Origin of the sequence: Pseudomonas sp. CFBP 13719 (genome assembly GCF_014842095.1) — a bacterium.
GTDB lineage: Bacteria > Pseudomonadota > Gammaproteobacteria > Pseudomonadales > Pseudomonadaceae > Aquipseudomonas.
This window is the reverse complement of record NZ_JACYVB010000010.1, coordinates 1-25313: the sequence shown is the minus strand read 5'-3', so window position 1 is coordinate 25313 and position 25313 is coordinate 1. Positions and strand designations below refer to the sequence as shown.

Genomic DNA, 25313 nt, shown 5'->3' with positions numbered 1-25313 from the left:
ATGATTATTGTTTCTAATGGTGACGACATAAACGGAACGTTGTCAATCACGTGAGACGAGTGAGCCATGCGAGAGTTAACTTCAATGCAAGCCGCCTGCTGGATCGGGCGCACTGCTCATGCGGCCTTGGGGAACGTGTCAGCTCACCTGTACGCCGAATTCGATGGCCAGGGAATCGACCTTGAACGCCTGCGCTCGGCGCTGGAAGATGCCTGTAGCCGTCACCCGATGTTGCGGCTGCGAGTCAGCCCCGAGGGCTTGCAACACACCCCGCCAACGGCGCGCGGGCCGGCGCTCGAAGTCGACGACTTGACCGATCTGCCGGACCTGCAAAGGCAACAGGCACTGCAGCGCAAACGCGAAGCCTGGACCCATCAGCAGCTGGACCTGGTCCACGTCGGCGGACTGCGCGTGGGCGTCAGCCTGCTGCCCGAGAATCGCTTTCGCCTGCACGTCGACAGCGACATGATCGCCATCGACCCGTCCAGTTTTCCCACGCTGATGGAAGACCTGGCCGCCGGCTACGAAGCCCCCGGGCAGCCGTGTTCGACGCCGCCGACGTTTTTCCAGTGGCTGGACACCTTGCGGGCAGACCCCGCGGTGAAGGCTGCCCGCGACCGCGATCGCCACTGGTGGCGCCAGCGCCTGGACCACATCGCACCCGCCCCTACCCTGCCCCTGCTCGAATCAAGCGCAGCGCAGCCACACAGCCAGCGCCTGCACACCTGGCTCGACGCCGGGCACTACCAGGCCCTGCAGAAGCTGGCGCGGGAGCACCGACTGACCCTGTCCAACCTGATGCTTGGGCTGTTCGCGTCGGTGCTGGGCGAGCGCACCGGCGATCCACGCTTTCGCCTCAATGTCCCCAGCTTCTGGCGCGCGCCGGTACAGCCGCAGGTGCAGGGGACCATCGGCGAGTTCGCCAACGTGCTGATCGTCGACGTGGAGATGGCCCGCGCCAGCAGCCCGGCGACGCTGTGCCGCCAGCTGGGTGACGGTTTGATCCAGGCCCTGGAGCACTGCGCCTATTCCGGCGTCGACCTGATGCGCGACCTGTCGCGGCATACGGGCTCGGCGCAACTGGCGCCGGTGGTCTTTACCGCTGCCTTGGAGCGCAGCCAGGGCGAGCTGTTGTCCGACCGTGTGCGGCGGGTGTTCGGCCCGATGAACTGGGTGATCTCGCAAGGCCCGCAGGTGGTCCTGGACGTTCAGGTCGCTCACATCGACCAGGGGCTTTCGATCAACTGGGACATCCGTGTCGATGCCCTGCCGCTGGCCTGGGTGTCCCCCCTGTTCGAGCGCTTCGTCGCGCTGGTGCAAGCGGTTGCCGCCGATCCGGCACGCCTCGATCAACCTCTGTCGCCGCCGGCTCGACGGCCGTTGAACGCTCTGCAGCAGGCCTACCTGCTGGGGCGCGGCGCGCACATGCCGCTGGGCGGCGTGGCCATGCAGGAATTCCGTGAATACCGCGGGCACATCGACGCAGTCCTGCTGCGTACGCGCCTGGCCGACATGGTCCGGCGCCATCCGAGCCTGCGTACCCACATCGATGCCCAGCACTGCGTGCAGTACGTCAGCGATGTGGTCGAGCCCCATCTGGATGAAATCGACCTGCGCCACTTACCCCTGAGCGATGGCCTGCGCGAGGTGGAAGAGCGCCGCGAAGCCTACGCACATGCCGTGTTCGGTCTGCACGCAGCGCCCTGGAACGTCACGCTGTTCGCGCTGGCGCAGGACCAGCACGTCGTGTTCGTGCGCATGGACGCCCTGATTCTTGACGGCCACTCCATCGCCGCCTTGCTGGTGGAGCTGTTCACCGGCACGCCCGCGCAGCACTCGGAAACAGGGGCCTCGCTACCGGCGCCGGCCGCGACCGAGCAACGCAAGGCAGACATGGCCTACTGGCGCGACAAGCTGGCGGCCGTCAGCGGGCCGCCCTGCCTGCCGTGGAAACAACCGCTTGCCAAGGCCGGCCCGTCTCGCTACCAGCGACAGAGTCTGCAGGTGCCGCAATCGCGCTTTGCAGCACTGAGCCGGCGGGCCGCACAGCAGCGTCTGTTCAAGAACTCCGCACTCATGGCGGTGGTTCTGGAAGTGCTCTCGCACTGGCTCGACGAGGGCGACCTGTGCGTTGCCCTGCCGGTCGCCCCCAACAGCGGCGCCGACCTGGCCAACCACTCGAGTTTCATCGCTATCAATTGGGCCGTCGATGAGCGCCCGTTCATCGAGCGCGCCAAGGCGTTGCAGGTCGATGTGTTGGAAGGGTTGCAGCATCTGGCGTATTCCGCTGTCGACCTGACCCGGCTGCTGTTCGAGCGACACGGCCCCGGGCCGGTGCTGCCTGTGGTGATCACCAGCGGCCTGTCGTGGCCGGTCACGCCTGCCGACAGCCCCATGCGGCTGCATACCGGGCTGACCCAGACGCCGCAGGTGGCCATGGACATTCGCCTGTCGACGGACGCCGAAGGCTCGCTGCGGGTCGATATCGACTATGCGCACGAGGTACTGGATTCGGCGCAGGTCGGCGACATCCTGCGCATGCTGGACAAAGCCTTCAGCCAGGTTGCCACTCACGACAGCTTCACCCTGGCCACGGCGCCTCTGCTCGACACCAGTCATTACCGCTCCAACAGCCCTGAACGCGATGCCTGCCAGGCGCCTTTCCTGGCCCGCATTGCCGAGCATGTTTTCGATGCCGACAACACCCGCACTGCGCTCATCTGCGGATCCAGGCGGCTGAGTTATGCCGAACTGGGCGACGGCGTGGCACGGGTAATCGCCGCCTTGCAGGCCCGAGGTCTCACGCGTGGTCAGGTGGTCGCGATCTGTCTGCCGCGCAGCCCGGAGCACACGATGCTGACCCTGGCCTGCGCGCTGACGGGGGTGATCTGGGTGCCCATTGATGCTCAAGCACCCGAGCAACGTCGCCGCTACCTGCTGGACAACTGCCAACCCGATCTGGTCGTGCTGGCGGCGCTGGAACCCATCGATCAGCCAGTGGCCGTCATCTCCGAGCTGCTCGCCCAGCACGCGCCCTTCCCGGTGTCGTTGCCTGATTTTTCCCTGAGTGAAGCACCTGGCTACTACCTGTACACCTCGGGCACCACGGGCCAGCCCAAATGCGTCGTGCTGAACAACCGCGCGACCGCCAACGTCATCGGCAGCACGCTGGCACGGTGGCAGGTCACCCAGAACGACGTGCTCATGTCAGTGACGCCGCTGCACCACGACATGTCGCTGTTCGACGTGTTCGGCAGCCTGAGTGCCGGTGCCACGTTGGTGCTGCCGGCGGTGAACGAAGACAAGGACGCGGTGCGCTGGAACCAATTGATCGCCGAGCATCGGGTCAGCCTCTGGTGCTCAGTGCCGGCGATCGTGGAAATGCTTCTGGCCTGCCGCGGCGATCACGACCTGCGCAGTCTGCGCCTGATCGCTCAGGGAGGTGACTACATCAAGCCGGTGGTGATCGAGCAATTGCGCGAATGCCTGCCGCACGCCCGCCTGATCTCCCTGGGCGGGCCCACCGAGACCACCATCTGGAGCATCTGGCACGAGATCGGCAGCGACGACCGCACGCTGATTCCCTACGGCCAGCCGTTGCCGGGCAACCGCTACCTGGTGCTTGATGAACACGGCCGGCATTGCCCGCCGGGCGTTGTCGGCCGTATCCATACCGCGGGCGTGAACCTGGCGCTGGGTTACCTGGACGGCGGCGAGTACGCGCAGACCGATTTCATCACAGTCGACGATGAACAAGGCCAGCCGATCAGGGCCTTCCGCAGCGGCGACCGCGGACGCTACCGCGCAGATGGCACGCTGATCTTCGACAGCCGGGTCAACGGTTATGTGAAGGTGCGCGGCGTGCGGGTGTCGCTGCCCGATGTCGAGAAGGTCCTGAGCCACCACCCCGCGCTGCGCCAGGTGCTGGTGGTGGATTACCAGGACCCCAGCCAGGGCGAAACCAATCTCGGCGCGCTGTATGTGAGCGCTGCCGGCACGCAGGCCATCAGTGTCGTCCAGTTGCGCAATTACGCCCGCGAACATCTGCAGCCTTCCCACCTGCCGACGCGCCTGCTGGCCGTTACCCAGCTGCCGCTGTCGCAGAATGGCAAGGTCGACCGCCGGCGAGCACGCGAGCTGCTCGCCGTCCCGGCCACCGAGTCGGCGCCGGGTGCGGACACGGTGGCGCTGTCCGTGCTGCAGGTCTACCTGAACGTGTTGGGCCGCCCGGCGCAGCACGCCGACAACGCTGCCACCGGCTTCATCAGCCTGGGCTTGCGACCACAGCACCTGAAAGCCATTGCGGCCGGGCTGCGCGAGCGTTTCGCGGTGACGCTGTCGCCCGGCCAACTGCTGCAGTGCCGTAACGCCCACGACGTGCAGCGCCTGCTGGCGAAAGACGCGGTCACGCAGGCCCACTGAATCGAATGCGGCGCCCCGCGACGGCGCCGCGCCCACCCGACAATGCTCATGGAGAGACGGGATGACGGATGTAACGACGATAGACATTGCGGGCATAGGCATCGGCCCGTTCAATCTGGGCCTGGCCGCGCTGCTCGATGGCCACGCCGAGGTGAGTCATCTGTTTTTGGAACGCAAGAGCGAGTTTCGCTGGCACGAGGGCCTGCTCCTGCCCGGCACCACCCTGCAGGTGCCCTTTCTGGCGGACCTGGTGACCATGGCCGATCCGACTCACCCTTTGAGCTACCTCAATTACCTGCATCATCATGATCGGCTGCACGCGTTCTATTACTACGACAACTTCCAGGTGCCTCGCCTGGAATACGACCACTACTGTCGCTGGGCCGCGCAGCGCCTGGGTGCCTGCCGATTCGACGAAGAAGTCTGCGAGGTGACTTATGACGCCGACACCCAGCGCTTCCTGATCCAGAGCCAATCGATCTCGGGGTTCAAGCGTCATTACCGCAGCCGACACTTGGCCGTCGGCATCGGCACCCAGCCCCTGTTGCCCCAGTGGGCACAGGTCAAGAGCACCGCGCCGATCATGCACTCGGCGCAGTTCGGCAAACGCCAGGCGGAGCTGGCCGAGTGCCGTCAGGTTACCGTCATCGGTTCCGGGCAAAGCGCAGCGGAATGCGTGCTGGCGCTGTTCAGCGAGCTAACACCGGCGCGGGTCGCGGCCGGCGCCTCGATCCGCTGGATCACGCGCTCCCCGGGGTTCCATCCGATGGAATACTCCAAGCTGGGCCAGGAATGCTTCACCCCTGCCTATATGGACTACTTCCATAGTCTGGCGCCCGAGCGACGGCGCGAAGTCGTTGCCGGGCAAGGGTTGCTGTACAAGGGCATCAGCTTTTCCACCATCGGCGCCCTGTACGACCTGATCTACGAACGCTCCATCGGCGGGCGCGATCCGGGCCTGACGTTGCTGTCGAACTGCGAGGTACAGCGTGTGGAGGATGTTCACGGCGCGCTGCGTATCGCCTACCGACACCGCGAACTGGACCAGACCGGCATGCTGGAAGCTGACGCCATCGTTGCGGCGACCGGCTACCGGCACACCTGGCCGCAGTGGTTCGAACGGCTCAAGGACACGCTGCTGGACACCGACAGCTATGGTGACTGCGTGGTGCAGGCGGACTTCACCGCGCGCCGCCGTGACGACGGCGCCGGCAAGATCTTTATCCAGAACGCGGAAATCTTTCAGCACGGTGTCGGCTCACCCGACCTGGGCATCGCCCCGACGCGCAACGCCACCATCGCCAACCAACTGCTGGGGCGTGCCCGCTACCGACTGCCGAAACGCTCGTCGTTCCAGCGCTACGGCATGCATCAGGACTGAACTGCGCCCCACGGCCCGCCGTAGGAGCGGTCCGTGGCCGCGAAAGGAACGCTGCGGTCAGCCTGATACACCGCGGTGAACCCTTCGCGGCCGATGACCGCTCCTACAGGGAATCGCACTACATCCGTAGGAGCGGTCAGTGGCCGCGAAAAGCACGCCGCGGTCAGCCTGATACACCGCGGTGAATCCTTCGCGGCCGATGACCGCTCCTACAGGGAATCGCACTACATCCGTAGGAGCGGTCAGTGGCCGCGAAAAGAACACCGCGGTCCGCCTGACACACCGCGGTGAATCCTTCGCGGCCGATGACCGCTCCTACAGGGAGTCGCGCTACATCCGTAGGAGCGGTCAGTGGCCGCGAAAAGGACACCGCGGTCAGCCCGACACACCGCGGTGAACCCTTCGCGGCCGATGACCGCTCCTACAAGGGACGGCGCTAGACGCTCAACTGCCCCACCGAAGCTTTTGCCCCTTCCCTGTCCGCGAACGCGGCCAACACCTGTTCGATCGCGCGACTGACCCGGTCCATCTGCGCGGCGCTGTAGCGCGCGGTTTGATAGGTGACGACCAGACGCAGCGAGCGCTGGCCCTGAACCATGTTTTCCATGATTTCGAACTGCATGCCGAACATCGACTGGCTCTTCTCCGGGTCGATCTGCCGGTAGCGAATCGCCTCGCCGTCGGCCCCGCGCAGCGCGCCATTCAAGGCGTTGTTGGCGTGGATCTGAATGTAGACGTCGAACAGCAGGCCGTCCGCAGGCGTCATGCCCAACGCCTGCTGGATCTGCTCCAGCGGCACGTCGGCGTAGGCCATGGAATCATTGATCAGGCTGCTGACTGCCTCGACCACCGACCCCAGCGCCTGCTGCGCATCGAAGCGCACGCGGTGGGCGACCATCGTGGTGAAGTAGCCGACCGTGTTGTAGTAGGCCGGATCGGTACGCCCGGAAGCCGAGGTACCGATGACCAGCTCCTCGAGGCCGCCAACCTTGTGCAAGGCCAAGGCAATGGCGGTGTACAGCACGCCGAACAGGGAAGCATTGTTGTGCCTGGCAAACCGCTGCAGGTCATCGGTCAGGGTCTGGTTCGGCAATATCTCGAACCATTGGGCCTGGGTGCCGGATTCGGTCGAGCGCGCGCCGGTCGCATCGGCGTGGTCAGGCAGCTGCAGGCCGCGCGTGGCAGCGCCCAGCATGTCGGTCCAGTAGGCCAGGTGGCGTTGGTCGATGCCGGCGATTCGGGCGCGCGTGGCGTACTCGTGGAAGGCCGGCGCCGGCTCGTGCCAGACCGGTGCCCGGTCGGCAGCGCGCGCGGCGTAGGCCTGGCTCAGGTCCTGCATCATCACATTGAGCGACCACTCGTCGATGGCCATGTGGTGGACCAGCAACGAAAGCGTCTGCCCTGCCTGCTGCCCGTCACGCAGGAAGCGTACGCGCATCGGCAGCTCGCGGGACAGGTCGAACACATGCCCCGCTTCGCTGGCCAGGCTCGCACCCTCGCTGTGCTGGCTGGACCAGAACCAGCGGTACTGACCCAAGCGCTCGACGGGTACCTGCCGTTGGTAGGGTTCGCCCTCATCGAAATGGAAGGTCGTGCGCAGGCTGGCATGGCGCTCGACCAGATCGTGGAAGGCCTGCTCGAAGACGGCCTCGTCGACCGGCTCGCGAAACGCCACGGCGAACGGCAGGTTGAAGATCGTGCCGAAATCGAAGGCGGCGTAGGCACGTCCCAGCGACGCCTGCGCGGGCGCGAAAGGGGCGGTTTGCGCGGATGACGACGAGGCCGCAGTGGCCAATGCACGCTGCTCGCGCCGCCGCGCGCGTTGCGCCAGCGCACCGGCCGTGGACGCGCTGAAGAAGTCGTTGAAGTCCACTTCCACGCCGTGGCTGTCCGCAAGTTTGCCGATGATCCGTGTCGCCAACAGGGAATGACCGCCGAATTCGAAGAAGTCGTCTTCCAGGGTCATACCGGGTTCCGCTAGCGTGTTGCGGAATTCGGCGAGGATCAGCGCGCCCATGGCATCGGCGTCGTTCGACACCTGCGGATGGACCGATGGCGAGGGCAGCGGCGAGCTGTCGGTGGCCTGGCGTACCAGCCACGGCAGGTGCGGCACGCCCACGGGACGTCCGTCGTAGGCGTCCATGACCAGCCGATACAGGTCGTCTTCGCGACAGGTCTGATCCAGCACCTCATGCAGCACGAACCCGAGGATCACGCCCTGCTCGGTCTGGATCACCAGGGCGGCAAGCGGCGCCTGGGTTTCGGCGTCCCAGAGCGACGCCTGGCGGTCGAGCAACAGCTCACCTGCCTGCGTCGGGCTATCGACCTGCAGCACGGCGACACAGGCTTGCCAATCCTCGGCCGTGACCTTGCGCAACTCGCCTTCATCGTCGAACAGATAACGGGCATTGAGCGCCGGCAGTGCATCGATGACCGCTCTGAGGGCGGCCTCCAGGCGCTGGGTATCGAATGCGCAGCCCAGCGACCAGGCGCTGAAATGCTTGCGGCGCTGTTCCGGATACTGCTGCTGGAGCAGCCAGACCTGCTCTTCATGGGGCGTGAGCGGCGTCTGCAATGCGTTGTCGGGACGGGTTTCCATCATGGAAATAAACACCTTGGTTGGCAGGGAAAAACGAGGCCGCGGCCGATGCATGAACGCGGCAAGACGGTGAGGGCGAGCGGTGCGTTTGCACTCGCGAAACAAACACCGTATCGTGCAAATGATAATCATACTTATTAGCATTCGTCAAAATCGCAGCATCGACATGAGGTAGGGAAAGGCATCGTGGACAACGGATCGTTCGCGCTCAGACAACAAGTGGAGCGGCTCTACAAAGACCATCACGGCTGGCTCAGCGGCCTTTTGCGACGCAAGCTGGGCAACCCGACGGACGCCGCTGACCTGGCGCACGACATCTACCTCAACCTCATCCGCAAGGGCACCTTGCCGGCACCCGAGCACTGCCGCTGCTACCTCACGCAGATCGCCAAGGGCATGCTCATCGACCTTTACCGTCGTCGCAGCCTGGAGGCCGGGCACCTCGAACGCCTGAGGCAACAAGAGGTGCCGCTGGGGCCATCGGAAGAAAGCCGCGCCCTCGCGTTCGAAGCACTGACCCAGGTCGACGCCGCCATCAACCTTCAACCGGCCAAGGCCCGCCAGGCCCTGCTGTTGCATCGTCTGAGCGGGATGGGCCATCGCGAAATCGCCAGCCAGATCAATGTGTCGGTGTCTTCCGTGGAGAAGTACATCGCCAGTGCGATGCGCGCCTGCCAGCCCTTCGCCAGCGATCGCCCTCGCGATCGCTGCACCCATTGAGGATTTTTCGCCGCCGCTCGTAATACACGGTAAGCACCGTGTGTCCACGACCCGTGCCGAGCCTGCACACCCAGCCGAGGGCCCTGCCCCCTTACGGAGATTCAATGAGCGCTGCACCCGCTACCGACCCCCCTATCGCCGAAGGCGCAATGGCTCAGTTGCTCAGGCCCGTTCGCGGACGCCTGATCGTGGCGGCCGTCCTGGCCAGCCTGGGCACCGCGCTGACCTTGCTGCCACTGGCCGCAATCGCCTACCTCGCCGAGTTGGCCCTGGCCCCTGCCGACGGCGGTATCTGGACGACGGATTCGACTGCGCACGTGTGGCCCGTGATCGGCGGCAGCCTGGCCTGCCTCGTGCTGGGCATGATCCTGGTGTCCCTGGGCGAGATGCTGGCCCATCTGCTCGACAACCAGATCACTTCACACCTGCGCCTGGCCATTACCCGCAGGCTGGGCAAGGTGCCGTTGGGTTGGTTCACCGCGCGGGCCTCGGGCGAGGTCAAGCAAGCGATGCAGGATGACGTCGATACCTTGCACAGCCTGACCGCGCACTTCTACACAACTGTCGGCCGGTCGCTGGGGGCGGTTTCGTTCGCCACGGTGTACCTGTTCGCCATGGACTGGCGCATGGCGGTCATCTCCCTGCTGCCCTTTCCGCTGTTCTTTCTCTTCGTTTCCAGAGCCACCCGCGCGAGCAGCGCCAACATGCAGGCGTTCGGCGCCGGGATGGCGCGCATCAACAACGCCGTGGTCGAGTTCGTCAACGGCATCACCGTGGTCAAGTCCTTCGGTGTCGAGGGCAAGGCCCAGGCCAACTACCGTGAGGCCGTGGACGGCTTTGCGGTGGCGTTTGAGGATTTCACCCGCCCCCTGGTCGGTGCCATGGCCAATGCCCACGCGCTGATCACCCCGGTCGTGGTACTCGGCATCGTACTGACGTTCGGCACGCTGTTCACCTGGCTGGGCTGGATCGAAGCCATCGACCTGCTGCCTTTCGTTCTGGTAGCACCCAGCCTGTGTGCGCCTTTGCTGCTGCTCAGCTACATCACCCATGACCTGCACAATGCAACGGCCGCGGCCCTGCGCATTCAACAATTGCTGGCCACCCCGGAACTGGCCAGGCCAACGCAAGCACCCACTGTCCTGCCGGCACGGGCCGAACTGCAGGTGGAGAACCTGAGCTACAGCTATGACGGCGAAACACCGGTACTGAGCAATATCGATCTGACCCTCAGGCCCGGCACGGTGACGGCCGTGGTGGGGCCGTCCGGCGCGGGCAAGTCGACCCTGGCGAGCCTGCTGCTGCGCTTCTTCGACCCGGATGCCGGGCGCATCACCTTGGGCGGCGTCGACCTGCGCCAGATCGACAGCACGCAGTTGTATCGGCATATCGGGTTCGTGCTGCAGGACGTGCGCCTGATCCATGCCAGCCTGCGCGACAACATCGCCCTGGGCCGCGCCACGGCCAGCCTCGACGAGATCGAGCAGGCCGCGCGCCTGGCCAACGTGCACGAGCGGATCATCGCCCTGCCTCGTGGCTACGATTCGGTGGTGGGCGAAGACGCGCAACTGTCCGGGGGCGAACTGCAGCGCGTCAGCATTGCCCGTGCCATGCTGCTCGACCCCGCCATCCTGGTGCTCGACGAAGCTACCGCCGCCGCCGATGCAGAGAACGAAGTGCACATCCAGCAGGCCCTGTCACGCTTCGCCCACGGGCGCACCGTGCTGGTCATCGCCCACCGCCTGGATACGGTGATGCACGCCGACCACATCATCGTGATCGACCACGGCAGCATTCAGGAGCAAGGCACCCACGCACAGTTGCTCGCCAGCGGCGGCCGGTATGCGCGTCTGTGGCGAGCGGGCGACTACCCGAACAACGAGCGCACGGAGCACGGCCCATGCTGAATACCTTCCTGCGACTGCTTGGCAACGACGCCGACGTGCTCTATCGCTACCTGGGGCTGACCCTGCTGTACGGGCTGCTCAACGGGCTGACCATCGTCGCCGTGATACCGGTACTGACCGGCTTGCTCGGTCACGACATCACAGCCGCCACCCGCGGGCTGGTCCCGATGCTGGTCGGCGTAGCGTTGTGCTGGGCGCTGCGGCGGGTGGTCGAGAAAGCCGGCGTGCGCTTCGGCATGGCCGTGCTGCAAACCGGCCGTCATCGCCTGAGCGAGCACGTCGCGCGCCTGCCGGTCGGCTGGTTCGACCCGGACAACACTGCCCGTCTGAGCCATGTCTCGACCCAAGGCATGATGGCTCTGGCGCAACTGCCTGCCCACGTCCTGACACCCCTGATCACCAGCATCATCACCCCATTGGCAGTGGTGGTCGGGCTGTTCTTGCTGAATCTGCAGATGGCCCTGATCGCCTTGGTGACCCTGCCGCTGTTGCTTGCCGTGTTCACCCTGACGGCGCGCATGGGGCAACGCAGCGATGTCCAATTCCATGCCAGCACCGCCCGAGCCAGTCGGCGCATGGTGGAGTTCGCCCAGGCCCAGTCGGTCCTGCGCGCCTTCAACGGCGAAGACGGCGGCACGCGGTTTGTGCAGCAGGCGATCGCCGGCCAGCAGCAGTCGGCCCGGCGCCTGATTCACGTCTCGGCCATGTCGGTAGTGCTCAACAGCTGGGCCGTCCAGGTCAGCTTCGCAGCACTGCTGGCGGCGGCCGGGTGGGCGTTGCACTCGTCTGGCGGCAGCACGACACCCGCTTCGATGGCAGCGCTGGTGGTGGCGCTGGTGCTGGTCAGCCGGTTCATCGACCCATTGCTGGAAGTCGCCAGCTACAGCGAGATATTGCGCGGCGCGCGCGGACAACTGGCCGTGGTCGATGAGCTGTTCGCCGTGCAGCCGCTGCCAATGCCAATCCCGCAAACAGCGGCGGAGCCTGCCGACAACAGCGTGGCGTTCAACGACGTCAGCTTCGGCTACAGCGCCGACCAGGCGCCGATCCTGCAGGGGGTCAATCTGCACATCGCGGCGGGAAGCATGACCGCCGTGGTCGGTGCTTCAGGATCGGGCAAGACCACTCTGGTGCGATTGATCGCGCGCTTCTTCGACGTTGGCCAGGGCAGCGTACAGATCGGCGGTGTGGACGTTCGGCAGCTGTCCAGCGCCTGGCTGGCGGCGCAGACCAGTCAGATATTCCAGGACGCCTACCTGTTCCAGGGCAGCATCGCTGCCAACATCGGCGTCGGCAGGGCCGATGCCAGTCGCGAGCAGATCCTGCAGGCAGCCGAGCAGGCCGGCGTGCTGGAGATCGTCGCACGCTTGCCGCAGGGGCTCGACACCCAGGTCGGCGAAGGCGGCGCGCGGCTGTCCGGCGGCGAGCGCCAGCGCATCGCCATTGCCCGGGCACTGCTCAAGGATGCACCGATCCTGCTGATCGACGAAGCCACCTCGGCCCTCGATGCCGAGAACCAGGCAGCCATCGCGCAGACCTTGGCGCGGTTGCGCGGCAAGCGCACGCTGGTGGTGATCGCGCACCAGCTGTCGACGGTGGAAATGGCCGACCAGATCGTGGTGCTGGCGGACGGGCGTATCGCCGAACAGGGCAGCCATGCCCAGCTCAGCCGCCAGGCCGGGCCCTACGCGCGCTTCCTGGCGCAGCGACGCGCCGCCAAGGGTTGGCGGCTGGCCGCGGCAGCGGCGGATGAGGACGCTACGTGAGGGCGGCGAGCTGGCCGGTTGCGTTCGCGCTGCTGTGCGGCCTGTCCTTGACGCTGGGGGTCAAGGAGGTGTCCTGGAGCGAGCTGTGGAATTTCTCCGGCGATGCCTGGCTGACCCTCACCGCCAGCCGCCTGCCGCGCCTCGTGGCGTTGGTGTTGACTGGTGCCGGGCTGGCCATGTGCGGGGTGATCCTGCAGCAGATCGTGCGCAACCGCTTCGTCGAGCCGGCTACCTGCGGCGGCCTGGATGCGGCCAAGCTGGGAATCCTGGTCGCGCTGACCGTCGCTCCGGCCTCGAGCAGCACGGTCAGGATGCTGTTCGCCCTGGGCTTCTGCTTTCTGGCCAGCGTGCTCTTCGTGGCGATCATTCGCCGCATCCAGTTCAAGAGCGTGGTGCTGGTGCCCGTGGTCGGCCTGATGTACGGCAGCGTGCTCAGCGCGCTGGCCGAATTCCATGCCTATCGCCACAACCTTCTGCAGAGCATGCAGGGCTGGATGCTCGGCGACTTCTCGAAGATCGTGCAGGGCAACTACGAAATCATCTATCTGATACTGCCGATCGTGCTGCTCACCTACCTGTTCGCCCAGCGCTTCACCATTCTGGGCATGGGCGAAGGCATGGCCAGCACCCTGGGCGTGAACTACGCCGCCAACGCCGCCGTGGGCCTGATGCTGGTGGCCGTGTGCGTATCGGCGACGGTGATCACCGTAGGGGCGATACCCTTCGTAGGCCTGGTGGTGCCCAATCTGGTGGCGCTCTACCACGGCGAAAACCTGCAACGCACGCTGCCCATCGTGGCGTTGTGCGGGGCAGCGCTGCTGCTGGTCTGCGACAGCATCGGGCGCCTGCTGATCTACCCGTTCGAGGTGCCGATCGGCCTCACCGCAGGCAGCATCGGCGGTGTGATGTTCCTGATCGTGCTGCTGAGAAAGTACACATGAGCCCGAACGCGACCCGCTACGGACTCTGGCTCTCGGTACTGGTATTGGCTGTGGCTTTCGTGCTGCTGGGCTCGGGAATGGATTTCGCCTACGTGATCCCGCGGCGCCTGATTCGTCTGGCCGCCATGGTCATCGCCGGCGTCTGCATCGCCTACTCCTCGGTGATTTTCCAGACGATCGTCGGCAACCGAATCCTGACTCCGGCGGTCATGGGTTACGAGTCCATCTACCTGCTGTTCCAGGCCCTGTTGATCCTCTGCCTGGGCACGCACAGTTTGGTACTGCTGGGCCGTGGCGGCAACGCGCTGCTGTCGATCGTGCTGATGCTCGGCTATTCGTGGCTGATCCACCGGTGGCTGTTCCGCGATGGGCGCAACAACGTCTACCTGCTGTTGCTGCTGGGGCTGGTGTTGAGCATGGTGATGACCACTTTCACCCAGTTCATCCAGTTGAAGATCAGTCCGGGCGAGTTCTCGATACTGCAGGGCTTCAGCTATGCCTCGTTCAACAGGGCACGGCTGGACCAAGTGATCTATGGCGGCGTGCTGGTGGTCGGCGCCTGCCTGCTGGTGCACCGCACCCTGCCGGTACTCGATGTGCTGGCGCTGGGCCGCGACCAGGCTGTCTCGCTGGGCGTCGACTACGCGCCCAGCGTGCGCCTGCAACTGGCGCTGATCGCGGTGCTGGTGGCCGTGTCCACCAGCCTGGTCGGCCCAACCGCTTTCATGGGGGTGATCGTCGCCAACATCAGCTACGCCCTGGCCCGCACCGCACGCCACCGCGCCATCCTGCCGACCGCCTGCGGCGTGGCCATCGGCGTGTTCATCGTCGCCCAGTACCTGGTCGAGCAGCTGTTCAACTACAACACCTCTGTCAGCATTCTCATCAACCTGGTGTGTGGCGTGTACTTCCTCACGCTGATGATCCGTACCCGAGGCAGCCCATGATCGCCCTCAGCCACGTGCATAAATCCTATGGCAGCACTCAGGTGCTTAACGATGTCAGCGTGCAGTTTCCGACCGGCAAGGTGACCTCGTTGATAGGCCCCAATGGCGCCGGCAAGACCACCCTGCTGATGCTCATTGCCCGCTTGCAGAAGCCGTCGCAGGGCAGCTTGACCCTGAACGGCCGCGACAGCGCCGCCATTGCCGTGCGCGAGTACGCCAGGCGCGTCGCCACCCTGCGCCAGACCCAGGCATTCAGCTTGCGCCTGACGGTCGAAGAGCTGGTCGCCTTCGGCCGTTTTCCCTACAGCCAGGGCAACCTCACCGACGCCGACCACACGGCGATCGACCAGGCCATCGGCTTTCTTTCCCTGCAGGCACTGCGCACCTGCTACATCGACGAACTGAGCGGCGGTCAGCGGCAGCTGGCGTTCCTGGCCATGACCATCGCCCAGCAGACCGACTACCTCCTGCTGGACGAGCCGCTCAACAACCTCGACATGAAACACGCCGTGATGATCATGGGCGCCCTGCGCAGGCTGTGCGACGAACAGGGCCGCACGGTGATTCTGGTGGTGCACGACATCAATTTTGCCGCCAATTATTCCGACCACATCGTGGCCATGAAACACGGTGCCGTCCACAGCCAGGGCTCGGTGGCGCAAGTGGTCAACGAAGCGTGCCTGCGCGATCTCTACGAACTGGATTTTGAAATCCTGCGCAGCGAACGCGGGTTCGTCTGCAACTACTTCAACCCCTCGACATCAAGGCAACCGCTATGAACACCGCACACAACAAGGTCGCCGGTGCCCTGCTGGCATTGGCCATCAGCGCGCTGTATGGCTGCGACAAGCCTACAGCGGGGGCCACACCGCCCGCCGCCGTTCAAGCCGCGCCTGCTGTTACCGACTACACCTCAGTCACCGTAGAGCATGCCTTGGGGACGACCACCATCGACACGCTGCCGCAACGTGTCGTGGCCTTCGACATGAGCGAACTGGACAGCCTCGACCAACTCGGCGCGCCGGTGGTGGGCATCGCCAAGGACTACGTCGCCGACTTTCTGCTCAAGTACCGCGATGATCCGAACGTAGCCGATGTCGGTACCACCATCGAACCCAACCTCGAGCGCCTGCACGCGCTCAAGCCCGACTTGATCCTGATCTCGCCGTTGCAGGCGCGCAGCTATGACGAGCTCAGCCAGATCGCACCGACGGTCTACGACGACATCGACCTGACCAACAAACAGGGCAATTTCATCGAAACGGCGAAGCGTCACCTGACCCTGCTCGGCCGCATCCTGAACAAACCGGCATTGGCCGAGGAAAAGGTCGCGCTGATGGATGCCAAGGTCGCGCAGACGCGCAAGGTCACCGAGGGGCGTCCCGAGAAAGCGCTGATCGTGCTGCACAACAATGGCGCCTTCACCTCATACGGCGTGAAATCGCGCTACGGCTTCATCTTCGACACCCTGGGCGTGAAGCCCGCCAGCAGCGACATCGAAGCCGGGTTGCACGGCCAGCCGATCTCCAACGAATTTATTCAGCAGGCCGACCCGGACATCCTCTATGTCATCGACCGCACGGCAGTGATGGAACGCCGTCCGGCGCTGAATCTGGACAGCCTGGACAACCCCCTGCTGCGCAAGACCAAGGCATGGACCCAGGGCCGTGTGATCTTCGTCGACGCCCGCACCTGGTACCTGTGCACAGCCAGCGTGACCTGTCTTTCGCGCATGGCCGATGAGGTGATGCAGGGCTATTCGCACTGATCCGACGCGGCAAGTGTGGGCCCATCGGAGACGAATCGTCACGAAGACGAGAATTTTTATCGAATGCCAACCATTTGCATTGAGGATATTTCGTTTTGTTTCGGAACCCTAGTGAGCCTCCACTCATTCCCGAATCGAAAGGAATCCAGCATGTTGCCACACAGTCACCCGCGACCCGTGAATCCAGCGCCGAAATTCGCCTTGAGCCGTACCTGCACCGCCGTGCACATGGCCTTGCTGTTCGGCCTGAGCGGCGTATCGATGGGCGCCCTCGCCGAGACTCAAGAGCAGGCGGAAAAAGCTCGCACAGCGGCCGGCCTAGGCAGCCTGGTACTGTCCGAGACCACTATCGAAGGCACCCAGGACACGCTCGGCACCCTGATGCCCGAGTACGCCGGCGGACAAGTGGCGACCGGTGGGCGGGTCGGTCTGCTCGGCAACAAAGACATCATGGAGACGCCCTTCAGCACCATCAGCTACACCGACAAATACATTCGGGACAGGCAGGCAAAGGACATCACCGACGTGATCGCCGCCACCGACCCATCCGTCTTCAACAACGGTATCAAGGGCACCTACGGCGAGAACTATTCGATCCGCGGTTTCGGCGTGAGCGTCAGCGACATGACCGTCGACGGCCTCTACGGCATGGCACCCTTCTACCGGGCATCACCGGAAATGTACGAGCGCATCGAAGTGCTCAAGGGCCCCTCGGCGCTGCTCAATGGCATGCCACCCGGCGGCTCGGTGGGCGGCATCGTCAACTTGATTCCAAAACGCGCTGGCGATACCCCGCTGACGCGCCTGACCGGCACCTACCAATCGGATGCGCAGTTCGGTGGGCATCTGGACATCGCTCGACGCTTCGGCGAAGGCAACCAGTTCGGCGTGCGCTTCAACGGTGTCTACCGTGACGGCGACACCGCCACCGATGACCAGTCGTCGCGCAACGTGCTGTCGTCGCTGGCGCTGGACTGGCGCGGCGCGCGCGCCCGGCTGTCCGTCGACCTCTTCGACGCCGACGACCGTGTCAACGGTCAGAACCGCGGCATTGGCCTGGCTGCCGGCATCGGCATTCCCAAGCCGCCGAAAGCGGGAACGCTGCTCAACCCCGACTGGGCCTACGTCGAAACCAAGGACAAAGGCGTCATCCTGCGCGGCGAGTACGACCTCAGCGACGCCGTGATGGCCTACGGTGCGGTGGGCACCAGCAAAACCCATTACCAATACAGCGGAGCCATATCCTCGGCCGTGATCAATGCGGCGGGTGATTTCAGAACGACCATGGGGCTGCTGAAAACCGAAATCGAGAAAACCTCGGCCGAGGTCGGCCTGCGTGGTCATTTCGATACGTTCGGCATCAATCACCAGTGGTCGGTGAACGCTACCCAATACAGTGACAAGGAAAAAAACTTCGGTCTTCGTGCGGTACCCAATTCAATCGTGACTACCAACATCTACCACCCTGTCTGGGGAGCAAAATCGCCCGAGTCGTGGCCGCCGGTTTCGCACACCGAAAACGACCTGAAAAGCTACGGCATCGCCGACACCCTGTCGATGTTCGACAATCGCCTGCAGGTCACTGCGGGCGTACGCCGTCAGGAAGTGGTCACCGATACGTTCAGCGTCGTCACCGGCGCGCGCAACCGACCCAATTACGATACCCATGCCACCTCCCCCGCAGGCGCCATCCTGTTCAAGCTCACCGACAACCTGTCGCTGTATGCCAACTACATCGAGGGCCTGAGCAAGGGTGCCTCGGCGCCTGCGAGCGCCGCCAACGCCGGCGATGTGTTCGCGCCGTTCAAGTCCAAGCAGAAGGAAGTCGGCCTCAAGCTCGACCTGGGCACCTTCACTCACACCCTGGCGGTGTTCGAGATCAAGCGCCCGAATGCCTACACTGACCCGGCCACCAATATCTATTCGTTCGGCGGTGAACAGCGCAACCGCGGCGTGGAGTGGGGTTTCTTCGGCTCGCAGATGATGGATGTGCGGCTGATGGGCGGTGTCGCCTACGTCGACCCGGAAGTGACCAAGAGTGCCGGTGGCGCCACCGACGGCAAGAAGGCCACCGGTTATCCCAAACTGCAGGGCAAGCTCGGCATCGAATGGGACACGCCCCTGCTTGAAGGCCTGACGCTGACCGCCAATGCCACGGCCGTCTCCGAGCAATACATCAACGCCGACAACAGCCTGTCCGTCCCCGGCTACACCCTCTTCGATGCCGGTGCGCGTTACACCACGCACGTCTCCAACAAACCCGTGACCTTGCGTGCCAACGTGCGCAACCTGACCGACAAGGATTACTGGGGCATGCCGCTCACCCAGAGCCTGGGCCTGGGCGCTCCGCGCACTTATGAGCTGTCGGCCAGCGTCGATTTCTAGAACCAGGCCGGCCCGTCGGCACTCGCGTCCCTGGGCGCGGGTCAAGGTGCCGGCCCAGGGCCTTTTCGCGGCCACTGGCCGCTCCTACAAGAGCGCCGCGCGTTTTATCGGAGCGGCCACTCAGGTGCTCGACTCAGTGCAAATGAACTTGTGACCACGGACGGTTACAGTCACTCTTTGTCGATCTCCGCCCATCGAGCCCAACAGCCGCCATGACCCGTCAGTCCCCCACGTTTCCCTCGCGAGGCCCCTCCGATCACAGCGTTCGCGATCAGATCGTCGAGGCCGCCATGGCCCATTTCGGCCATTACGGCTATGAAAAGACCACGGTGTCGGACCTTGCCAAGGCCATCGGCTTTTCCAAGGCCTACATCTACAAGTTCTTCGAATCCAAGCAGGCCATCGGCGAAATGATCTGCGCCAGCCGGCTGGCCATGATCATGGTCGTGGTCGACCAGGCCATGAGCGAAGCCAGCAGCCCGTCCGACAAGCTGACGCGTCTGTTCAAGGCCGTGGTGGAAGCCGGCAGCGAGCTGTTCTTCCATGATCGCAAGCTCTACGACATCGCCGCTGTCGCGGCGCGGGACAACTGGCCCTCGGCGGCGGCACACGGCCAACGCCTGCATGGGCTGATCGAGCAGATCCTGCGCGAAGGCAGAGAAACCGGCGAGTTCGAACATCAGACGCCTTTGGACGAAGCGAGCCATGGGATCTTTCTGGTGATGCGGCCCTACATCAGTCCAGTGCAGTTGCAATACAACCTCGAGAGCGCCTCGCTCGCCGCCGCGCAACTGCCCGCGTTGATACTGAGGAGCCTGGCACCCTGATATGTGACCATTGACTGATTTGGTCACTAGTATCAGAATCGGATTCCTTCTACCCGCTTGCGTAAGGAATCCCATGTCTCGGCTTCGCGCTCCAGTGCTCGGCATTTGCCTGCTGCCTGTGCTTCTGACCGCCTGCGACGGCCAGCCCAGTACCGTCGACCCACGCAAGCAGCCACCTTTGGTAAGGGTGATCGAGGCCGGCCATGCAACGGATGTCGACCGCGCGTTTACCGGTGTGGTGGCAGCGCGCGTGCAAAGCGACCTGGGCTTTCGAGTGGGGGGCAAGGTCGTGGAGCGTTTCGTCGATGCTGGCCAGTCGGTCAGCCGTGGACAGCGGTTGATGCGACTCGACCCCGCCGACCTGGCACTGCAGTCCAACGCCCGCGAGCAAGCCGTGGCCGCCGCCCAGGCGCTGGCCACGCAGACTGCGAACGATGAGCGGCGCAATCGCCAACTGGTTGCCAGCGGCGCCATTTCCGCTGCCAACTACGACCGTTTCAAGTCAGCGGCCGACACTGCCCGAGCCGATCTGGTGGCACTGCAGGCGCAGGCAGCCGTGGGCCGCAACGAAGCCAGCTACGCTACCCTGACCGCGGATTCCGACGGTGTGGTCGTGGCCACCCTGGCCGAACCAGGCCAGGTCGTGAGCGCCGGACAACCTGTGGTGAAGCTGGCCAAGGCAGGCCCGCGCGAAGCGGTCGTGCAACTGCCCGAGACCCTGCGGCCGGCGCCGGGCAGTACCGCTCAAGCCAGGCTGTTCGGCAGCTCCGGCAACAGCGTCAGCGCCACGCTGCGACAGCTGGCCGACGCTGCCGACCCGCTGACCCGCACCTTCGAAGCGCGCTATGTGCTGACCGGCGAACAGGCCAATGCCCCCCTGGGCTCGACCGTGACCCTTGCCATTGCCCCGACGCCTTCGGTAGCCGACGCCCTGAGCGTGCCCATGGCCGCCATTCACGACCCAGGCAACGGGCCAGGTGTGTGGATCGTCGCGGGCACGCCGGCGGTGATCGCGTGGCGGTCAATCCAGGTCGTTGGCCTGGGAGATGACACAGCCACGGTGCGCGGCGTGCGTCCAAGTGAGCGGTTGGTTGCCCTCGGCCCGCACCTGCTTCATGAGGGCGAGGAAGTGCTGGTGGCGCCGCAGGATCTGCGCGTCCAGGCCGGATCTCAGCCATGAGCGGCAGTCGCTTCAACCTGTCCGCCCTCGCCGTGCGCGAGCGGTCGGTGACGCTGTTCCTGATTTTCCTGATCGCCATCGTCGGCACCCTGTCGTTCTTCAAGCTGGGCCGCGCCGAGGATCCGCCGTTCACGGTAAAGCAGATGACCGTGGTCACGGCCTGGCCCGGCGCAACCGCGCAGCAGATGCAGGACCTGGTGGCCGAGCCTCTGGAGAAGCGTCTGCAGGAATTGAAGTGGTATGAGCGCAGCGAAACCTACACCCGACCGGGTCTTGCCTTCACCCTCCTCTTTCTGCAGGACAAGACCCCGCCTGCTCAGGTCGAGGACGAGTTCTACCAGGCGCGGAAAAAGCTCAGCGACGCGGCCGGCAGCCTGCCGGCCGGGGTGGTCGGGCCCATGGTCAACGATGAGTTCGCCGACGTCACCTTCGCCCTGTTCGCGCTCAAGGCTCAAGGCGAGCCGCAACGCCTGCTGGTGCGTGAAGCCGAATCTCTGCGCCAGCGCGTGCTGCACGTGCCTGGGGTGAAGAAGGTCAATATCATTGGCGAGCAGTCCGAGCGGATCTTCGTGTCCTTTTCCCATGAGCGCCTGGCGACGCTGGGCGTTTCGCCGCAGGACATCTTCGCAAGCCTGAACGGACAGAACAGGCTGACCGCCGCAGGCGCCATAGAAACCAAAGGCCCCCAGGTGGTGGTGCGACTCGACGGTGCCTTCGACAGCCTGGATGCCATTCGCGACACACCGGTGATCGCCAGCGGGCGCACGCTCAAGCTGGGCGATGTGGCCACGGTTGCGCGCGGCTACGAAGACCCCGCCACATTCATGGTGCGTCATCAGGGCGAACCGGCGTTGCTTCTCGGCGTGGTCATGCGTGATGGCTGGAACGGTCTGGACCTGGGCAAGGCGCTGGCCGCCGAAACCGCGAAAATCAACGCCGGGATGCCCTTGGGCATGACTTTTTCGCAGGTTACCGATCAGTCGGTGAACATCGGTTCGGCAGTGAACGAGTTCATGATCAAGTTCTTCATCGCCCTGCTGGTAGTGATGGTGGTGTGCTTCGTGAGCATGGGCTGGCGCGTCGGCGTGGTCGTTGCGGCGGCGGTGCCACTGACGCTGGCGATCGTCTTCGTGGTCATGGAAGCCACCGGCAAGCATTTCGACCGCATCACCCTGGGCTCGCTGATCCTGGCACTGGGACTGCTGGTTGACGATGCAATCATCGCCATCGAGATGATGGTGGTGAAAATGGAGGAAGGCTACGACCGCATCGAGGCGTCGGCCTATGCCTGGAGCCACACCGCGGCGCCCATGCTGGCCGGCACCCTGGTGACCGCTGTCGGCTTCATGCCCAACGGCTTCGCCCAGTCCACGGCCGGCGAGTACACCAGCAACATGTTCTGGATCGTCGGCATCGCGCTGATTGCGTCCTGGGTGGTGGCGGTGGTGTTCACACCCTATCTGGGGGTGAAGCTGCTGCCGGCAATCGAGGCCGTCGAAGGCGGTCACACGGCGATCTATGACACCCCTCACTACAACCGTTTTCGCAGGTTCCTGAGCCAGGTCGTCCAATGGAAATGGGCCGTGGCAGGTATGGTGATGCTGTCTTTCGGCTTGGCGATCGTGGGCATGGCACAGGTCAAGAAGCAGTTCTTTCCTACCTCCGACCGCCCGGAAGTGCTGATCGAGGTGCAGATGCCCTATGGCACGGCCATCGAGCAGACCAGCGCAGCCACTGCCAAGATCGAGGCCTGGCTGCGCCAGGAGGACGCGGCAAAGGTCGTGACTGCCTACATCGGCCAGGGTTCGCCGCGGTTCTATCTGGCGATGGCGCCCGAACTTCCGGACCCCTCGTTCGCCAAGATTGTCGTGCTGACCGACAGCCAGGCGGCGCGCGAGGCCCTGAAACTGAAGATCCGCGCGGCGGTGGCGGGCGGCCTGGCACCCGAGGCGCGGGTGCGGGTGACCCAACTGGTGTTCGGACCCTACTCGCCCTACCCCGTGGCCTACCGCGTCATGGGGCCTGATCCGCAGGTGCTGCGCGAAATCGCCGGCAGGGTGCAGACGGTCATGCAGGGCAGCGCGATGATGCGTACCGTCAACCTCGACTGGGGGCCGCGGGTGCCGACGTTGCATTTCGTCCTCGATCAGGATCGCCTGCAGGCTCTGGGCCTGAGCTCCGCTGCGGTCGCCGATCAGTTGCAGTTCCTGTTGTCCGGAGTACCGATCACCGCCGTGCGCGAGGACATTCGTTCGGTGCAGGTGGTGGGCCGGGCTGCTGGGGGGATCCGCCTCGACCCGGCGAAAATCGGAGGCTTCACCCTCGTCGGCGGCAATGGCCAGCGCATCCCGCTGTCGCAGATAGGCGCTGTCGAGGTCCGCATGGAAGATCCGATTCTGCGCCGCCGCGATCGCGTGCCGACCCTGACCGTGCGCGGCGACATCGCCGAGCACCTGCAGCCGCCGGATGTTTCCAGTCAATTGACGAAGGCGCTGGCGCCGATCATCGCCACGCTTCCCGACGGCTACCGCATCGAACAGGCAGGCTCCATCGAAGAGTCCGCCAAGGCCACCGCCGCACTGGTACCGCTGTTTCCGATCATGATCGCCATCACCCTGCTGATCATCATCCTGCAGACCCGCTCGATGTCAGCCATGACCATGGTGTTCCTCACCGCACCCCTGGGGCTGATCGGCGTAGTGCCTACACTGCTGCTGTTCAACCAGCCGTTCGGCATCAATGCCCTGGTCGGGCTGATCGCGCTGTCTGGGATTCTGATGCGCAACACACTGATCCTGATCGGGCAGATCGACCTCAATCAAAAGGCGGGTCTGGAACCCTTTCACGCCGTGGTCGAAGCCACCGTGCAGCGCGCGCGACCGGTGCTGCTGACGGCGCTGGCGGCGATCCTGGCGTTCATCCCGCTGACCCATTCGGTGTTCTGGGGCACCTTAGCCTACACCCTCATAGGGGGCACGTTCGGCGGGACGGTCATGACCCTGATATTCCTTCCCGCGATGTATTCCATCTGGTTCCGCATTCGTCCGGATACCCGTTCAACACGTCATCCAATGACAGGCTTGGAGAAACACCCATGAACAATCGACAGGGTCAGAAACGCATCGTCGTCACCGGTACCGGGCTGGTAACGCCGCTGGGATGCGGCGTCTACGAGGTCTGGCGCCGACTGTTGGCGGGCGCGTCGGGCATCAGCCCTCTGCCTGCGCACATCGGTGAAGGTACCGGGGTCGCCGTGGCTGGGCAGGTTCCCACGCTGGAGGCCGACCCGGTGGCAGGCTACGACGCGCAGGCGCTGATACCGGCCAAGGAGCGCAAGAAGATGGACCGCTTCATCGAGTTCGCCCTGGTCGCCGCGCATGAAGCGCTGGCCCAGGCCAGATGGCACCCCACCGGTGAAGCCCAGCAGCAGCGCACGGCGACCGTCATCGGCTCGGGCGTGGGCGGCTTCGGCGCGCTCGCCGGGGCCGTGCGCACGACCGACGAGCGCGGACCGCGACGGTTGTCACCGTTCACGGCGCCATCGTTCCTGGCCAACATGGCGGCCGGGCACGTGTCCATCAGCAATGGATTCAAAGGCCCCCTGGGCGCCCCGGTCACCGCGTGCGCCGCTGGCGTGCAGGCGATCGGCGATGCCGCTCGACTGATCCGCAGCGGTGAAGCCGACATTGCCATCTGTGGCGGAACCGAGGCGGCCATCGACCGCGTCACCCTGGGCTGTTTCGCGGCCGCGCGTGCGCTGTCCACAGGGTTCAACGACCGGCCGAGCGAGGCATCGCGGCCGTTCGACCAGGATCGCGACGGGTTCGTGATGTCTGAGGGGGCGGGCCTGCTGGTGATCGAATCGCTCGAACACGCGTTGGCCCGAGGCGCAACGCCGCTGGCGGAACTGGTGGGCTACGGCACCAGTGCCGACGCCTACCACCTGACGGCCGGCCCGGAAGATGGCAGCGGAGCCCGCCGGGCCATGGAACAGGCCCTGCGCCAGGGCGGCATCGACGCGCAAGACGTGCAGCACATCAATGCCCACGCGACGTCCACGCCAGTCGGCGACAAGGGTGAGCTGGCGGCCATTCGCGCCCTGTTCGGCACTCGGGCCGGCCTTGCCATCACTTCGACCAAGTCGGCCACCGGCCACCTGCTGGGCGCCGCCGGTGGAATCGAGGCCATCTTTACCGTGCTGGCCTTGCGCGATCAGATTGCACCGCCGACGCTGAACCTGAAGACGCCGGATGAAGCGGCCGACGGGCTCGATCTGGTCGGTCCGATCGCCCGCAAGACAGCGATGACTTACGCCCTGTCCAACGGCTTCGGCTTCGGCGGCGTCAACGCCAGTGCATTATTCCGGCGCTGGGAGGGCTGATAGCCGTCGGCCTGGCCAACCCGTAGGAGCGGTCCGTGGCCGCGAAAAGGCGCTGCGGTGCATCAGGCAGACCGCGGTGCGCCCTTCGC

The 25313-nt window shown here is 64.9% G+C and carries 15 protein-coding genes; 14 read left to right on the top strand and 1 reads right to left on the bottom strand.

Translation table 11 applies throughout. The features are described from left to right. Positions 1-66: 66 nt before the first annotated feature. Positions 67-4422 (top strand): amino acid adenylation domain-containing protein, encoded by a 4356-nt coding sequence (locus tag IFT57_RS23465; protein WP_192152841.1) that lies wholly within the window; start codon positions 67-69, stop codon positions 4420-4422. Positions 4423-4483: 61 nt separating this feature from the next. Further along, the gene (gene basC / locus IFT57_RS23460; protein WP_192152840.1) at positions 4484-5803 is read left to right on the top strand and encodes a putative histamine N-monooxygenase; all 1320 of its coding nucleotides are present in this window, start codon (positions 4484-4486) and stop codon (positions 5801-5803) included. A gap of 436 nt (positions 5804-6239) precedes the next feature. Here basC and IFT57_RS23455 read toward each other — a convergent pair whose 3' ends face one another. Beyond that, a complete protein-coding gene (locus tag IFT57_RS23455; RefSeq protein WP_192152839.1) occupies positions 6240-8405 on the bottom strand; it encodes a condensation domain-containing protein in 2166 nt (721 codons plus the stop codon). Between the two features lie 183 nt (positions 8406-8588). Between IFT57_RS23455 and IFT57_RS23450 the strand changes: the two genes are divergently transcribed. The 12 genes from IFT57_RS23450 (at position 8589) to fabF (ending at position 25224) form a co-directional block, all read left to right on the top strand. Then, on the top strand, positions 8589-9122 hold the full coding sequence (locus IFT57_RS23450; RefSeq protein ID WP_192152838.1) for a sigma-70 family RNA polymerase sigma factor: 534 nt from the start codon (positions 8589-8591) through the stop codon (positions 9120-9122). 104 nt (positions 9123-9226) lie between these two features. Beyond that, on the top strand, positions 9227-11029 hold the full coding sequence (locus tag IFT57_RS23445) for an ABC transporter ATP-binding protein (protein ID WP_192152837.1): 1803 nt from the start codon (positions 9227-9229) through the stop codon (positions 11027-11029). Further along, positions 11023-12795 (top strand): ABC transporter ATP-binding protein, encoded by a 1773-nt coding sequence (locus tag IFT57_RS23440; RefSeq protein ID WP_192152836.1) that lies wholly within the window; start codon positions 11023-11025, stop codon positions 12793-12795. The genes IFT57_RS23445 and IFT57_RS23440 overlap by 7 nt, the downstream gene beginning before the upstream one ends. Further along, on the top strand, positions 12792-13736 hold the full coding sequence (locus IFT57_RS23435; protein ID WP_192152835.1) for an iron chelate uptake ABC transporter family permease subunit: 945 nt from the start codon (positions 12792-12794) through the stop codon (positions 13734-13736). The genes IFT57_RS23440 and IFT57_RS23435 overlap by 4 nt, the downstream gene beginning before the upstream one ends. Beyond that, entirely contained in the window at positions 13733-14683 is a 951-nt protein-coding gene (locus IFT57_RS23430; protein ID WP_192152834.1) for an iron chelate uptake ABC transporter family permease subunit, read from the top strand. The genes IFT57_RS23435 and IFT57_RS23430 overlap by 4 nt, the downstream gene beginning before the upstream one ends. Next, positions 14680-15462 carry an iron ABC transporter ATP-binding protein gene (locus tag IFT57_RS23425; protein WP_192152833.1) on the top strand — a complete coding sequence of 261 codons (783 nt, stop codon included), beginning with the start codon at positions 14680-14682 and terminating at the stop codon, positions 15460-15462. The genes IFT57_RS23430 and IFT57_RS23425 overlap by 4 nt, the downstream gene beginning before the upstream one ends. Next, a complete protein-coding gene (locus IFT57_RS23420) occupies positions 15459-16451 on the top strand; it encodes a siderophore ABC transporter substrate-binding protein (RefSeq protein WP_192152832.1) in 993 nt (330 codons plus the stop codon). The genes IFT57_RS23425 and IFT57_RS23420 overlap by 4 nt, the downstream gene beginning before the upstream one ends. 150 nt (positions 16452-16601) lie before the next feature. Next, the gene (locus tag IFT57_RS23415) at positions 16602-18836 is read left to right on the top strand and encodes a TonB-dependent receptor (protein ID WP_244657414.1); all 2235 of its coding nucleotides are present in this window, start codon (positions 16602-16604) and stop codon (positions 18834-18836) included. Between the two features lie 212 nt (positions 18837-19048). Further along, entirely contained in the window at positions 19049-19663 is a 615-nt protein-coding gene (locus tag IFT57_RS23410) for a TetR/AcrR family transcriptional regulator (RefSeq protein WP_192152831.1), read from the top strand. Positions 19664-19736: 73 nt separating this feature from the next. Next, positions 19737-20843, top strand: a complete 1107-nt coding sequence (locus tag IFT57_RS23405; RefSeq protein ID WP_192152830.1) for an efflux RND transporter periplasmic adaptor subunit — start codon at positions 19737-19739, stop codon at positions 20841-20843. Continuing rightward, positions 20840-23941, top strand: coding sequence for an efflux RND transporter permease subunit (locus IFT57_RS23400; protein ID WP_192152829.1), 3102 nt, complete (start codon positions 20840-20842; stop codon positions 23939-23941). Before IFT57_RS23405 ends, IFT57_RS23400 begins: the two co-directional genes overlap by 4 nt. After that, positions 23938-25224 (top strand): beta-ketoacyl-ACP synthase II, encoded by a 1287-nt coding sequence (fabF, locus tag IFT57_RS23395; protein WP_192152828.1) that lies wholly within the window; start codon positions 23938-23940, stop codon positions 25222-25224. The genes IFT57_RS23400 and fabF overlap by 4 nt, the downstream gene beginning before the upstream one ends. Positions 25225-25313 lie beyond the last annotated feature (89 nt).

Bases quoted from the DNA above. Each gene is read 5' to 3' on its own strand.
- IFT57_RS23410 (WP_192152831.1), top strand. From the start codon at position 19,049: ATGACCCGTCAGTCCCCCACGTTTCCCTCGCGAGGCCCCTCCGATCAC.
- IFT57_RS23405 (WP_192152830.1), top strand. From the start codon at position 19,737: ATGTCTCGGCTTCGCGCTCCAGTGCTCGGCATTTGCCTGCTGCCTGTG.
- IFT57_RS23420 (WP_192152832.1), top strand. From the start codon at position 15,459: ATGAACACCGCACACAACAAGGTCGCCGGTGCCCTGCTGGCATTGGCC.
- fabF (WP_192152828.1), top strand. From the start codon at position 23,938: ATGAACAATCGACAGGGTCAGAAACGCATCGTCGTCACCGGTACCGGG.
- IFT57_RS23455 (WP_192152839.1), bottom strand. From the start codon at position 8,405: ATGATGGAAACCCGTCCCGACAACGCATTGCAGACGCCGCTCACGCCC.
- IFT57_RS23425 (WP_192152833.1), top strand. From the start codon at position 14,680: ATGATCGCCCTCAGCCACGTGCATAAATCCTATGGCAGCACTCAGGTG.
- IFT57_RS23465 (WP_192152841.1), top strand. From the start codon at position 67: ATGCGAGAGTTAACTTCAATGCAAGCCGCCTGCTGGATCGGGCGCACT.
- IFT57_RS23445 (WP_192152837.1), top strand. From the start codon at position 9,227: ATGAGCGCTGCACCCGCTACCGACCCCCCTATCGCCGAAGGCGCAATG.
- IFT57_RS23430 (WP_192152834.1), top strand. From the start codon at position 13,733: ATGAGCCCGAACGCGACCCGCTACGGACTCTGGCTCTCGGTACTGGTA.
- IFT57_RS23415 (WP_244657414.1), top strand. From the start codon at position 16,602: ATGTTGCCACACAGTCACCCGCGACCCGTGAATCCAGCGCCGAAATTC.
- IFT57_RS23440 (WP_192152836.1), top strand. From the start codon at position 11,023: ATGCTGAATACCTTCCTGCGACTGCTTGGCAACGACGCCGACGTGCTC.
- IFT57_RS23400 (WP_192152829.1), top strand. From the start codon at position 20,840: ATGAGCGGCAGTCGCTTCAACCTGTCCGCCCTCGCCGTGCGCGAGCGG.
- basC (WP_192152840.1), top strand. From the start codon at position 4,484: ATGACGGATGTAACGACGATAGACATTGCGGGCATAGGCATCGGCCCG.